At 39.3% G+C, this 14201-nt stretch carries 13 protein-coding genes; 2 read left to right on the forward strand and 11 right to left on the reverse strand.

The genetic code is table 11. From position 1 onward, the window contains the following. Window positions 1-29: 29 nt before the first annotated feature. From nuoF to hexA, 6 genes are all read right to left on the reverse strand, one after another. Entirely contained in the window at window positions 30-1394 is a 1365-nt protein-coding gene (nuoF, locus tag C0T34_RS03360) for an NADH-quinone oxidoreductase subunit NuoF (RefSeq protein ID WP_088495125.1), read from the reverse strand. Next, entirely contained in the window at window positions 1391-1936 is a 546-nt protein-coding gene (gene nuoE / locus C0T34_RS03365) for an NADH-quinone oxidoreductase subunit NuoE (RefSeq protein ID WP_006533305.1), read from the reverse strand. The genes nuoF and nuoE overlap by 4 nt, the downstream gene beginning before the upstream one ends. A 2-nt stretch (window positions 1937-1938) precedes the next feature. After that, window positions 1939-3735, reverse strand: a complete 1797-nt coding sequence (nuoC, locus tag C0T34_RS03370; RefSeq protein ID WP_075670636.1) for an NADH-quinone oxidoreductase subunit C/D — start codon at window positions 3733-3735, stop codon at window positions 1939-1941. A 76-nt stretch (window positions 3736-3811) separates the two neighbouring features. Further along, window positions 3812-4486: an NADH-quinone oxidoreductase subunit B gene (locus C0T34_RS03375; protein ID WP_004243697.1), complete on the reverse strand. Its 675-nt coding sequence runs from the start codon at window positions 4484-4486 to the stop codon at window positions 3812-3814. Window positions 4487-4503: 17 nt separating this feature from the next. Beyond that, window positions 4504-4956, reverse strand: a complete 453-nt coding sequence (locus tag C0T34_RS03380; protein ID WP_036912633.1) for an NADH-quinone oxidoreductase subunit A — start codon at window positions 4954-4956, stop codon at window positions 4504-4506. Window positions 4957-5756: 800 nt separating this feature from the next. Next, window positions 5757-6674: a transcriptional regulator HexA gene (gene hexA / locus C0T34_RS03390; protein WP_075670634.1), complete on the reverse strand. Its 918-nt coding sequence runs from the start codon at window positions 6672-6674 to the stop codon at window positions 5757-5759. An 861-nt stretch (window positions 6675-7535) separates the two neighbouring features. Between hexA and C0T34_RS03395 the strand changes: the two genes are divergently transcribed. Further along, the gene (locus C0T34_RS03395) at window positions 7536-8750 is read left to right on the forward strand and encodes a pyridoxal phosphate-dependent aminotransferase (RefSeq protein ID WP_109849689.1); all 1215 of its coding nucleotides are present in this window, start codon (window positions 7536-7538) and stop codon (window positions 8748-8750) included. Between the two features lie 136 nt (window positions 8751-8886). Then, window positions 8887-9468, forward strand: coding sequence for a 5'-deoxynucleotidase (yfbR, locus tag C0T34_RS03400; protein ID WP_075670630.1), 582 nt, complete (start codon window positions 8887-8889; stop codon window positions 9466-9468). Between the two features lie 42 nt (window positions 9469-9510). Here the strand turns inward: yfbR and C0T34_RS03405 are convergent, their stop codons facing one another. The 5 genes from C0T34_RS03405 to yfbV all read right to left on the reverse strand — a co-directional run bounded on the left by C0T34_RS03405 (window position 9511) and on the right by yfbV (window position 13860). Next, window positions 9511-9942 carry a hypothetical protein gene (locus C0T34_RS03405; protein ID WP_109849690.1) on the reverse strand — a complete coding sequence of 144 codons (432 nt, stop codon included), beginning with the start codon at window positions 9940-9942 and terminating at the stop codon, window positions 9511-9513. A gap of 184 nt (window positions 9943-10126) precedes the next feature. After that, entirely contained in the window at window positions 10127-11956 is a 1830-nt protein-coding gene (locus C0T34_RS03410) for an SLC13 family permease (RefSeq protein WP_109849691.1), read from the reverse strand. A 109-nt stretch (window positions 11957-12065) separates the two neighbouring features. Then, window positions 12066-12728, reverse strand: a complete 663-nt coding sequence (locus tag C0T34_RS03415) for a sugar phosphatase (protein ID WP_109849692.1) — start codon at window positions 12726-12728, stop codon at window positions 12066-12068. Window positions 12729-12770: 42 nt separating this feature from the next. After that, window positions 12771-13265, reverse strand: coding sequence for a YfbU family protein (locus tag C0T34_RS03420; RefSeq protein WP_098942355.1), 495 nt, complete (start codon window positions 13263-13265; stop codon window positions 12771-12773). Window positions 13266-13404: 139 nt separating this feature from the next. Continuing rightward, window positions 13405-13860, reverse strand: a complete 456-nt coding sequence (yfbV, locus tag C0T34_RS03425) for a terminus macrodomain insulation protein YfbV (protein WP_069367978.1) — start codon at window positions 13858-13860, stop codon at window positions 13405-13407. Window positions 13861-14201 lie beyond the last annotated feature (341 nt).

Consider the following 14201-nt stretch of genomic DNA (forward strand, 5'->3'; position numbering starts at 1 on the left):
GCGTTAAACCTAGAATGTGTCGTGAAAAATTACCAGCGGCTTTTCAGCAAGTTAGGCTGAATACCTCTGATCAAGTTGGCATTGGTATAATCTTCTTGAATAATGCCAGCCTCAAATTCTTCACGGAAATATTTAATGGCGCTTTGTAAAGGTTCTACTGCACCCGGTGCGTGAGCACAGAATGTGTGTCCCGGACTTAAAGAACGACATAAATGCTCAAGTGTTTCGATATCACCAGGGCGACCTTTACCGTTTTCTATCGCACGTAAGATTTCGACACTCCATGGCAAGCCATCACGACAAGGTGTACACCAGCCACAAGATTCACGAGCAAAGAACTCTTCTAAATTACGGGTTAATGAAACCATATTAATTTCATTATCTACCGCCATCGCAAGTGCTGTACCTAAACGGCTACCTGCTTTTGCAATCGTGCCAAAATCCATTGGGAGATCGAGGTGATCTTCTGTTAAGAAGTCAGTACCTGCGCCACCCGGTTGCCATGCTTTCAGCTTAAGACCATCACGCATACCGCCTGCGTAATCTTCAAGGATCTCACGCGCTGTTGTACCAAATGGTAATTCCCATAAGCCCGGAAATTTCACGCGACCCGAGAATCCCATTAATTTAGTACCCGCATCTGGGCTTTTGCCTTCACTTAAGCCGATATACCAATCTTTGCCGTGTTCAATAATCGCAGGCACGTTACACAATGTTTCAACATTATTGACACAAGTTGGTTTACCCCATGCACCTGATGTTGCAGGGAATGGAGGTTTAGAGCGCGGGTTAGCACGACGACCTTCTAATGAGTTGATTAATGCTGTTTCTTCACCACAGATGTAACGACCTGCACCCGTGTGAACAAACAGTTCAAAATCAATTCCGGAACCAAAGATGTTTTTACCAAGAAAGCCTGCTGCTTTTGCTTCCTCAATGGCATGGCGTAAATTCTTAGCCGCTTCGATATATTCACCACGAAGGAAAATATAGCCACGGTAAGCTTTTAGTGCGTGAGCGCCGATAATCATCCCTTCAATTAACAGATGTGGAAGTTCTTCCATTAAGAGACGGTCTTTATAAGTACCCGGCTCCATTTCATCTGCGTTACAAAGGATGTAACGGATATTCATGCTTTCATCTTTTGGCATCAGGCTCCATTTCAAGCCTGTTGAGAATCCAGCACCACCACGACCTTTTAGGCCAGCATCTTTAACTTCAGTGGTCACTTCCGTCGGTGACATACCTTTTAATGCTTTTTCTGCCGCTTTATAACCGTTTGTAGCACGGTATTCATCCAGCCATACAGGCTGACGATCATCACGTAAGCGCCACGTTAGCGGATGCGTTTCTGCGCTACGAATAATCGGTTTTGCTCCTGAAATTGCTGTCATGGATACTGCTCCAGTAACGTTTCAATCTCTTCAGGTTTAACAAAGCTGTGAGTATCATCATCTACCATCATGGTAGGACCTTTATCACAATTACCTAAACAGCAGGTTGGCAGTAACGTAAAGCGACCATCTGGTGTTGTTTGACCAGGAATGATATTAAGATGCTTTTCAATCGCTGCCTGAATGCCTTGATAACCTGTAATATGACAAACCACGCTGTCACAAAAACGAATAATGTGACGGCCAACGGGTTGACGGAAAATTTGGCTATAGAAAGTAGCAACGCCTTCAACATCGCTTGCAGGTATCCCAAGAACATCCGCAATCGCATAAATTGCGCCGTCTTCAACCCAACCGCGGTTCTTTTGCACAATTTTCAGTGCTTCAATAGAGGCTGCACGCGGATCTTCATAGTGATGTTTTTCTTGTTCAATTTCAGCACGTTCTTCTTCAGTTAAAACAAACGTTGCTTTCTTTGAATGCGTGACATCAACGATTTCGATCTGCACTGCATCATCTTTTTGGTTTAATTCATTTTGCATGATTAACGATCCACATCCGACATTACAAAATCAATACTTCCCAGATACACAATCAAGTCAGAAACCAAACTACCGCGGATAACCGCTGGGATTTGTTGCAAGTGAGCGAAGCTTGGCGTACGAATACGCGTACGGTAGCTCATTGTGCTGCCATCACTGGTTAAGTAATAGCTGTTGATCCCTTTAGTGGCTTCAACCATCTGGAATGATTCATTAGCAGGCATAACAGGGCCCCATGAAACCTGTAAGAAGTGGTTAATCATGGTTTCGATATGCTGTAATGTACGCTCTTTTGGTGGAGGCGTTGTCAGTGGATGGTCTGCTTTAAATGGCCCTTCTGGCATATTTTTATAGCACTGTTCCAGAATACGTAAGCTTTGGCGTAGTTCTTCTACTTTCAGCATTACGCGGTCATAACAGTCACCATTACTTGCAACAGGGATTTCAAATTCAAAGTTTTCATAACCTGAATATGGACGCCATTTACGGACGTCAAATTCAACGCCTGTTGCACGAAGACCTGCACCTGTCACACCCCAATCTAATGCTTCTTTAGCATTATATGAGGCAACACCAATAGTACGACCTTTCAAGATACTGTTTTGCAGTGCTGCTTTTACGTAAGAATCTAGACGTTTTGGCATCCAATCTAAGAATTCACGTAATAAGCGTTCCCAACCTCGAGGTAAGTCATGAGCAACACCACCAATACGGAACCATGCAGGGTGCATACGGAATCCAGTAATCGCTTCAACGATGTTGTAAACTTTCTGGCGGTCAGTAAAGGCAAAGAACACTGGTGTCATTGCACCAACGTCTTGGATAAAGGTACTGATATACAGTAAGTGGCTATTAATACGGAATAGCTCTGATAGCATGACACGAATGACTTTAACGCGTTCAGGCACTTCAATACCGGCAAGTTTTTCCACTGCAAGTACATAAGGCATTTCGTTAACGCATCCGCCGAGATATTCGATTCGGTCTGTGTATGGAATATAGCTGTGCCAAGATTGGCGCTCACCCATTTTTTCAGCACCACGGTGGTGATAGCCCACGTCAGGCACACAGTCGACGATCTCCTCGCCATCAAGCTGAAGAATAATACGGAATGCACCGTGAGATGATGGATGGTTAGGACCGAGGTTTAAGAACATAAAGTCCTCATTCTCAGTACCACGTTTCATCCCCCACTCTTCAGGTTTAAATGTCAGCGATTCCATTTCCAGATCCTGTTTCTGCTTTGTCAGCACATAAGGATCGAACTCTGTCGCACGAGCTGGATAATCTTTACGCAGTGGATGACCTTCCCAATCAGGAAGCATCATAATACGACGTAAATTTGGATGCCCATTAAAGACAATCCCAAACATATCCCAGACTTCACGCTCATACCAATTCGAGTTAGGAAAGATAGATGTGATAGTCGGAACATTAAGATCATTTTCACTTAATGCGACTTTCAGCATGATATCTTTATTACGATCGATTGATATCAGATGATAGAAAACGGAAAAGTCTGCTGCTGGCAAGCCTTGACGATGCGTACGAAGACGCTCATCAAAACCATGCATATCAAACAGCATGACATAAGGTTTTGGTAAAGATTTGAGGTATAGCATTACCTCAATAAGTTGTTCCCGTTTTACCCAAACAACTGGCATACCAGTACGAGTAGGCTGGAACGTAAACGCATCAGGCCCAAATTTCTGACGTAGTTCATTAACCACCTGATCATCAATATGATCGGTCGTTTCCCACGCTGGCCGAGCGCCTTTTTGCGCTATCTGATCGGTCATTTCTATTCACCACAACTTTGATCAGGGTTACTATGATCGCAACACATTGCTCTGGTTACGTCTTAGGCAAAAGCCTTTAAATTTCGTCAGGAGTACGCAGATTTTTCACTGCGATACGTTCACCGTGTTTTCTTTCTCGTTCTGATTGCATATTGGCACGATAAACGCCTTGGTCGCCGACAACCCATGATAATGGGCGACGTTCTTTACCAATGGACTCTTGTAATAACATCAGTGCTTGCATGTAAGCTTCAGGGCGTGGTGGACATCCAGGAATATACACATCAACTGGAATGAACTTATCAACACCTTGCACTACTGAGTAGATATCGTACATACCACCAGAGTTTGCACATGCCCCCATAGAGATAACCCATTTAGGCTCTAACATCTGATCGTATAAACGTTGAATAACGGGTGCCATCTTAGTAAAACAAGTACCCGCAACCACCATAAAGTCAGCTTGACGAGGGGATGCACGTAATACTTCTGAACCAAAACGAGCCACGTCATGCACAGCCGTAAATGACGTCACCATTTCAACGTAACAACAGGAAAGACCAAAGTTATATGGCCATAAAGAGTTTTTCCGTCCCCAGTTCACAACGTCATGCAACGCATGTTCCAGTTTTCCCATATACACGCTGCGATGAACGTGAGCATCTAATGGGTCACTGACAATTTCCTGTGATTGCAGGGGATAACGGTCATTCTCACCGTTCGGATCTATGCGGGTGAGCGTATAATCCATTTCTAATGCCTCGCTTATTACTGCTGCGGATGTTTGCCGCTGGTTAATCGAACATGGCTTTTACTCGCAGTTTCACGGCGAGAGCGAACAGGCGTCCAATCTAATGCGCCTATACGAACCAAGTAGAATAATCCAGCTAATAAAATAGCGATGAAGACTGATGCTTCAATAAAGCCTAACCAGCCAACTTCACGAACGGAAACAGCCCAGGCATAAAGAAACAGTGCTTCAACATCGAAAATAACGAAAAACATGGCAACTAAATAGAATTTAGCTGACATGCGCAGACGAGCGCTGCCAACAGAATCAAGACCAGATTCATAAGGAACATGCTTTGCCCTTGCCTGTGCGCGTCCGCCTAAATAGCGGGCACCCAACAACATGAGCGAACATAACCCCAATGCGCCTATGAGGAAGACAGCAAATGCCCAATGATGGGCGATAACTTCGGTGGTTGTAGACATACTCATTGCTTACTCATCAAAGGTGGTGTCAATTAACCAACTCTTATCCGGCGGTTTACACCACATTTCTAATTACGAAAAAAAAGGCGAATTAAACAGACTTGCTAATTAAAGAAATAATAACACTCTATTTATACCTTTCTTCTTTTTTAGAAAACTTTGCGACAAATCACTCAGTTTTCTTTCGCGATTTAACAAATTTAACACTCAATTTTAACACTCAATTACTGGCTAATGCTAAAACGTGTCAGTCAACCGACAAACTTTATGCTAACACGCTTAGTCTAACCGATAATTCGATTTTACTACACCAGTATCTCAGGAAAAACCTGACTCAACACAGGCAAATGTGCCTTATTTTCTTGATCAAACTCACAAAATAGTCGAAAAAATACTTAATCAGTTTAAAATTTATCCAAATTTTAACAAATTAACTTTCTAATATTGTGGAGGAGGTCAAATATCCGCTTAGATTTACTTTTTTATTCTCTTAAAACCTAGACAATCTTTTTATTTGTTAACAAATCCTACAAGTGATTAACCAAGGGGGAAGGTAAACATTTTTTTAACAAGCAGTTAAGGTAGTTATGGAATGAAATGTCACAAAGATAAATACATAAAACAACATAATTATTAACACGTTGTTACTATTTCAAAGAAAGGCAATAAAAAAACGGAAATAAATGCTCTTTATTGCATCTATTCCCGTTTATCATTATTCATCACTATCCAGTTTTATTTGACTCTTTTTTAATCTTTAATTTTTGTGTTTTAACGCTAAAAAATTCACACAATTATTAATGTGATTATTCAAGTTCAGTAGAGCTAATATCTTCAGGTGCAGTGACGGTATAAGGTGTTTTCTTGTTTTCAATCGCATTGAATACTGTTAACACTGCTTCATTTTGTTCATCAGAATTACGATATAACCAATATTGTGTCTCAGGTAAACGAGGTAATCCTTCGCTTTCGCCTAAAATACGTAAATCGGCATTCTGCATTTCAAGTGGACGTGCAGTAATCCCCACTTCTGCATTAACCGCAGCACGAACAGCAGATAAAGAAGCTGCTTCATAAGCAATACGCCATTGTATCCCTGCATCATCTAACGTGTTTATCGCTAATTGACGGAATGGGTTCGTTTCATCCATTACAACTAAAGGAATCGGCTCATTCATTTGTAATTGGAAGTCTGGCGCACAATGCCATAGCACTGGTGCAGTACGTAACGCTGTACGTGGGTGATGACCAATACGTGCTGTTGTTAATGCTAAATCAATTTCATGATTATCTAGCATTGTCTCAATATATTGAGAACGCTTAATACGTACATCAACAGCTAAACGTGGGTACACTGACGCGATACGATTTAATAAAAACGGTAATAAAGTATCAACAGAGTCATCAGAAGCACCAATACGTAGCTCCCCTTCTGCATCGCTATATGTTAATGATGCCGTTGCATCATCATTTGCACGCAGAATTTGACGCGCATAACCTAACAGTTGTAGACCATGCTCTGTTAAAAGTTTATTACGACCATGACGGGCGAAAAGCTCTCTACCCACCAATTGCTCTAAACGTTGCATCTGCTGACTCACAGCAGATTGGGTTCGACATACAGCAGCAGCGGCTGCTGCAAAAGTGTTCAAATCTGCTACAGCTACAAACGTTCTAAGCAGATCGAGGTCGAGATTCATTATCGGACGATTTGCATTAATCATTGTTTATTCTTCACTTATTTTTGATTTTTAAATTACATATACCTGGTGTTTTATATCAAAAGTCTAAAAAAGACTTCCGATTCAGACAGTACTCTACTCTGAAAAGGAGAGCAAAGACATACCGAATACTTTACATTTGTTTCTTATCGTTTACACCTCCTAGATAGAAAGGAATTGCATCTTTTTGTAACAAATTAAATTTTATTATCATTTCAAGCATTCACAAGAAAGAACTGTATACCGTCATCACAAGTTAGACGTAGATCATACTATATTGCTTTCTCATTCATAAATTTTAACATTTTGAAAATAATTTAAATTATCTTAACTATGTATTCAGGTTTAAGTATCTTCCCCTATAAACTAAATTTAAGATTTAAATTTAATTTATACTTAAACTAATTGATTGCTATAGAATAAAACAGATTTAACCATATTATTTGAAAATTTAATATATTAAGTCAGATAATACAAATCCGATAAAATTATTCAATAATTGATTATGCAACATTTCATCTACCTATCCATCACATCAACTTATTTCTGATCACCACACTAAAAAGCCCCTTTTCAATAGAGTAATAATCTAGTTTTACTTCAAAATATGAAACATAAATCCAATATAAGCAATATAATCAGTCATCAAAATAACATTCTAAGAATAAACTGACCTTTTACACCAAAAATTACCTAGCATCTTCAAAAGTTTGTAACGTAAGAGTAGAGTGATAGAACAGTTATTTGCTGGGACAGCCTTTTCATTTGTATCTTTCTATATGGATAGCAATCGGCGATAAATGTCGCTAAGTCACCATCATCACAATAAAAGATACGAGTCAGACCCTATTAGGTAAACGCGCTATGAATCAGATTAAAAAATCAAACAAACTCGAACATGTCTGTTACGACATTAGAGGTCCGGTTTTGCAAGAAGCAAAACGTCTGGAAGAAGAAGGTAACAAAGTTTTAAAACTCAATATTGGTAACCCGGCACCTTTTGGCTTTGAAGCACCTGATGAAATCTTAGTAGATGTGATCCGCAATCTACCAAGCTCTCAAGGTTATAGTGACTCCAAAGGACTGTTTTCTGCGCGTAAAGCTATCATGCAGCATTATCAAGCCCGTGATATGCGTGATATCACTGTTGAAGACATCTATATTGGTAATGGTGTTTCTGAGTTAATCGTACAAGCGATGCAAGCTTTATTAAATAATGGCGATGAAATGCTTGTACCTGCACCTGATTATCCATTGTGGACAGCAGCCGTTTCTCTTTCAGGAGGAAATGCCGTTCACTATATGTGTGATGAGCAACAAGGCTGGTTCCCTGATTTAGATGATATCCGCAGTAAAATCACAAAAAATACCCGCGGTATTGTTATTATCAACCCAAATAACCCGACAGGTGCGGTTTATAGCAAAGACATTCTGATGGAAATTGTTGAAATTGCACGTCAACATAACCTGATTATTTTTGCTGACGAAATCTACGATAAAATTCTGTATGACGATGCCGAGCACCATTCTATTGCTGCCATGGCGCCCGATTTATTAACCGTAACATTTAATGGTTTATCAAAAACCTACCGCGTTGCAGGCTTCCGTCAAGGTTGGATGGTATTAAACGGTCCTAAAAAACACGCTAAAAGCTATATTGAAGGCTTGAATATGTTAGCGTCTATGCGTTTATGCGCTAACGTTCCTATGCAACATGCCATCCAAACGGCATTAGGTGGCTATCAAAGTATTAGTGAATTTATTCTGCCGGGTGGTCGTTTATATGAGCAACGCAACCGTGCTTGGGAACTAATTAATCAAATTCCGGGCGTTTCTTGTGTTAAACCTATGGGGGCATTGTATATGTTCCCTAAAATAGATCTTAACCGTTACAATATTAAAGACGATCAAAAAATGATCCTCGATTTATTACTACAAGAGAAAGTATTACTGGTACAAGGTACTGCCTTTAACTGGCCATACCCAGACCATTTCCGTATCGTTACTCTTCCGCGTGAAGACGATTTAGATATGGCAATTCAAAAATTCGGTCGCTTTATTGTCGGTTATCATCAATAAGATTACCTGCATATAAAATAAAACGCAGTATAACAACCAGTTATATTGCGTTTTTTTATTTTCTTTTCTATTAACGTTTACATCTACCTATTATCCACTCACAATAATGCCTTCAATCACGCAATTGGGAGATATTATGAGTTACTTTTTTGCCCACCTTTCTCGCTTAAAACTCATTACTCGTTGGCCTTTAATGCGTAATATCCGCCAAGAAAATGTTTCTGAACACAGTTTACAAGTCGCTTTTGTCGCCCATGCCCTAGCGGTGATTAAAAATCGTAAATTTGGTGGTAATGTCAATGCTGAACGTATTGCATTACAAGCGATGTATCATGATGCCAGTGAAGTGATCACCGGTGATATGCCGACACCGATTAAGTACCATAATCCACAAATTGCTCATGAATATAAAAAAATAGAAAAATATGCCCAGCAAAAATTAATTGAAATGTTACCAGAAGAATTACAAGACGATTTTCGCCCTCTTATTGATGAGCAATTACATAGTGAGGAAGAAACCTTTATTGTCAAACAAGCTGATAGTTTATGTGCTTATTTAAAATGCCTTGAAGAGCTTGCCGCAGGTAATAGTGAATTTAATTTAGCCAAAAATCGCTTAGAAAAAACATTAGCCGAAAGACATAGCCCAGAGATGGACTATTTTATGAAGGTATTTGTACCAGGGTTTAGTTTATCGCTTGATGAAATTAGTGAGTAAATAGAAATAGCCCATTATAAATATAATGGGCTATTTCTATTTCTATCTAAAAGATGAAAATGAGTTATTAACCTTATCGATTTTTTTATCAATACTTTTCAATATAGTAGCATCCTTTAAAAAACTCAATGGGCCATTATTCGAATAATGATATATATTATCGCTATTATTGGATATAGATTCACGACTATCTCCAAATAATTTGACTTCATTCATATTGAACTTATTATCATTTTTTATAAAATATATATTTTTATCACAGTCTTCTCCATACATTCTTATACCACCATTATCATTAGTGTTTTTATTTACTATACTTTCTCTAATTTTATTTAAACCTAAAAACTCTTTTATGGAATTTTTAACCGACGATATAACCTTGGATAAAAAACTATATTGTTCAGTTTCATTTTTTATTTCATTAACATATCTTATATTAACACTTGTAGGTTGAATATTGTTTAACTCATTCATTTAATTACTCCGAACACATTTATTTTTATATAAGATATTATGCTCTTTACTTAATAACCTATGTCAAAAAACACACACATATAGATACAAATTATGCATCAAATAAAAAACCACCGACCAATAAATAAAAAACGTTATTTATTAATTAATAAACAACGTTCCAGCAAAACAAAAATATTGATAATTAGAATGGGAATAATAGCGGGATCAAGAATACGCTAATAAACATCACAATAATGGTAAATGGCACCCCAATCTTAATAAAGTCTGCAAACTTATAACCACCAGGTTCAAGAATAAGCGTATTAACCGGAGATGAAACTGGCGTCATAAATGCTGCAGAAGCGGCTACACCAATCACCATTGCAAATGGTAATGGAGAAACATTCATTTGATTCGCAGCCGCAATCGCGATTGGTGCCATTAATACTGCGGTTGCCGTATTCGAGATAAACAACCCGATTGTTGCACAAAGTATAAATAAACATACCAACATCACTTGAGGACCTGCACTACCTGCAACATCCATTAAGCCATTTACAATAAGCTCGATACCGCCTGTTTTTTGCAATGCGGCAGCAAAAGGCATCATACCGACAATTAAAATAATACTTGGCCAATGAATAGAGCGATAAGCACTTTCCATATCAATGCAGCGGAATTTACCCATTAATAAACAAGCAATAAGTGCCGCAATAAAGTTAGGGACTTCATTTGTCACCATTAATGCCACCATTAATGCTAACGAAAATAATGCATGAGGTGCTTGAGATGAAGCAGGAGCAACCGTTTCAATTTCAGCAGCCAGATTTAATACGATAAAATTACGCGGTTTAGTTGATAAAACGCGAATAAGTTTCCAATCACCAATCACCAATAACACATCGCCAAGGCGTAATGGCTCATCGACTATTTTACCCGGCAAGGCGCTTCCTTCGCGACGGATCGCAACGACATTTAAGCCATAACGAGTACGAAATTTAATTTCCCTTAATGATTTGCCTAGCAATTCTGAATCAGGATTCATCGATACTTCAGCAAGCCCTACATCTCGAGATTGTTCAGAAAAGTATTCACCTCGTAGCACCATTGGCTCTAACATCTGTTCACGACAAAACTCACGCAAATCGACATCACTGGCTGACATATCAATTAATAAAACATCACGTTCTCTTAATTCAGTACCACCGGTTGCGCTAACCATAACACGCCGAAACCGCCTCCAGCGTTCGATCCCGACAACGTTTGCACCATAACGAGAACGTAAGTGTAATTCATCAAGTGAATGGCCTACTAGCGGAGAACCTTTACGGATGGCTAAACGACGAGCGCGCCCCGCTAATTGATAATCACGGATAAGATCACGGAAAGTACGACGATAAGCTTCTTTTTGCTTACCATTATCGTTGTTTCCTAGCCACCGACGTACCACCAGCATATATAAAATGCCTGCGAATAAGACGGCAATACCAATAGGTGTAATGGAGAAAAATTGAAAACTTGGTAACCCTTCTCTGACTAATTCACTGTTAACAACCATATTAGGCGGTGTTGCCACTAAGGTCATTAATCCACTAATAAGTCCAGCAAAACCTAACGGCATCATTAAACGGCCGGCTGATATTTTCATGCGAGCGGCAACACTCAGTACAACAGGAATAAATATGGCAACAACACCTGTCGAACTCATGAAAGCACCTAGACTTGCAACGCATATCATTAATAGCACAAGCATTTTAACTTCACTGCTACCCGCAACACGTACAAGCCAGTCACCCATTTGATAAGCCACACCTGTTCTCACTAGTCCTTCACCAATAACAAAAAGGGCTGCAATAAGTAATACGTTAGGATCGCTAAACCCTACCGTGGCTTCATTTAATGAGAGTGTACCGCTAAGAACAAATGCGATGATGACAAGTAAAGCGACCACATCCATGCGGATTTTGTTGGTCGTAAAAAGGACAATAGCTATCAATAGCAGGCTTAAAACCCATAATAATTCGCTATTCAAAATGGCCTCGATCAGCAATAAGTGAAAACAGTTTAAGACATCAATTCACTACATTGATAAGTAGACCATTTTTACAACAATAAATCTTCTAATATGATCAAAGAAAAGACTATCTTTTGTGCGTTATTATCACTTTTTCAGCTTGCTTCTCGATTTGAATATCGTTTAAAGAATCAATAATTAAATGAATCTCATTACGGCGAGGAAGAGAAAAAGGGGCATGAACAGCAACGACTTGGCATCCTGCATCTAAACCAGAGTAAATACCCGCAGCTGCATCTTCAAAAACCACACAATCTTGTGGTAATAAACCCAATTTCTTAGCACCTAAAAGATAAGGCTCAGGATTAGGCTTACCTCTACTAATACATTCTGCTGTAACCCAATGCTTAGGTTCAGGGATACCCGTGACAGATTGACGTGTTGAAGCAATAGGAACAGTGCCTGATGTAACAATCGCCCAAGGAATATTTAAGTCATTAAGGCGATTAATCAGTTCAATAGCACCCGGAAGCGGTGCTAACCCTTCAGTTTGTGTTGATTCTAATTTTTCTAACCAACGAAAAGTTTCAGTTATCTCTTGTTCGGTTGCATTAGGCATAAAATGGCGAATCGACTCAATAGCAGGTTTTCCGTGGATATAGTCATTAATCTCTTGTGTTGATACACCTACGCGCTCACCAAATAACGCCCAACAATGTTCAACAACTGGTAATGAATCAACTAATGTTCCATCTAGATCAAACAGAAAACCTTTACATGTGATTGCCATATTTTATGCCTACCTTTACCTTACAGAGTGATGCGCTAATGATTACGCATTAAGTATTTGTTGAATTTCAACGCTGCTAAGGTGATATTGGCGAGGGCACGCTAACCAAACGTTAAGCATTCTTTGGTATTTTTCCCACATTGGTGTTTGAGAGTTAAAACCATGACTGCCACTATCGAAATGCGTGTAACGCCCTTCTGTATTCACCATAAAACGCACATAGCTAAGATAGCGGGATTCTGTCGCCGCATCAAAGCCAATAAATGCGACACGACGAGCATCAGGCATCTCTTGTTCTTTTAAGTTATCACGAGAAACTTGCAGTGCATGGTACATTTCCATGACGTTAATAATGGTACGGCAAGTTTCCTCTGACATTTCATCAAAATCACGGTCTAGTTCACGTAATTGTAATCCATACCCACGTTCAATGATTGTCTGATAGCGACGATAACGTTCAGCGTTATCAGGATCCATCATAGCCATCATTTTATATTGATTAGAGAGGATCAAACGTTGTGCGTGTGTCATTTCCATCATTAATTCTCCAAAGAAATCATTGAGGAGAGCATGACATTAATCAAAAGTATTGAGTAGTGTTAACTACGCGTTTTTTGATCTCAACGGGGTAATTCTAAGGACAATCATGACAAACGAAGACGGTAGAACAAATGTTCTACACATCATCAAGAAAAGAGCGATCAAGTTGCTTAAAAGCACGTTTTAATAAATGGGCTAAAGAAAGGTAAGTAGGTGTTTGCTCAACAGGGGCTAAAGCGATGCCTGCTTCTTCAAATTTCTCACGAATTTCATAAAACCAGCGTAATAACGTAGCAGGAAGTGGCGTAGCTGCACGTTTACCCAACCACCATAATCCTTGCATTGGCAAGCTACAAGCAAAAAGCGCGGTTGTAATTGCAGGTCCCAAATTACCGCCTAATGCGATTTGCCATGTCATTGTAAAAATGGCGATAGGTGGCATATAGCGAATACCAAAGCGTGTGGCTTTGACAATACGATTTTCAGGGAAAACAGGCGCTAACTGCTTTTCAACCGGCCAGGTTTTTAAATACTCGTTACCCAAACGAAGCTTCTTAAAAAAGCCGGGGGGAGTCACTGTCGGTTCGCTCATAATGACCTCAATCAATTTCTTCTGTAACTTTTAAAAAATATCTATAAAGAATAAAAATCTTTTAGTAGAATTAAGTATATTTTGTCTTTGTTGCCTTTACTCTGTATCCTGTGCCCATTCTAAAGGTTTGTGGCAATAAAGCGCTATATTTTGTTTGCCGGCGTGATTTTCAACCCTTTTCGCCGATTTTAACGCGAAAAGCTAATGGGTGAATAAAAATCGTCCAATTAATGATTGGCAACTATAATTAGCATCAAGTTTTTTACTTTAAGCATGATGCGCGTCATTAATGTCATCATAGGAATGCGATAGGCTTTTATGATTGACGTTTTATTAACCAC

It is taken from the genome of Proteus sp. CA142267, from assembly GCF_003336825.1.
GTDB lineage: Bacteria > Pseudomonadota > Gammaproteobacteria > Enterobacterales > Enterobacteriaceae > Proteus > Proteus terrae.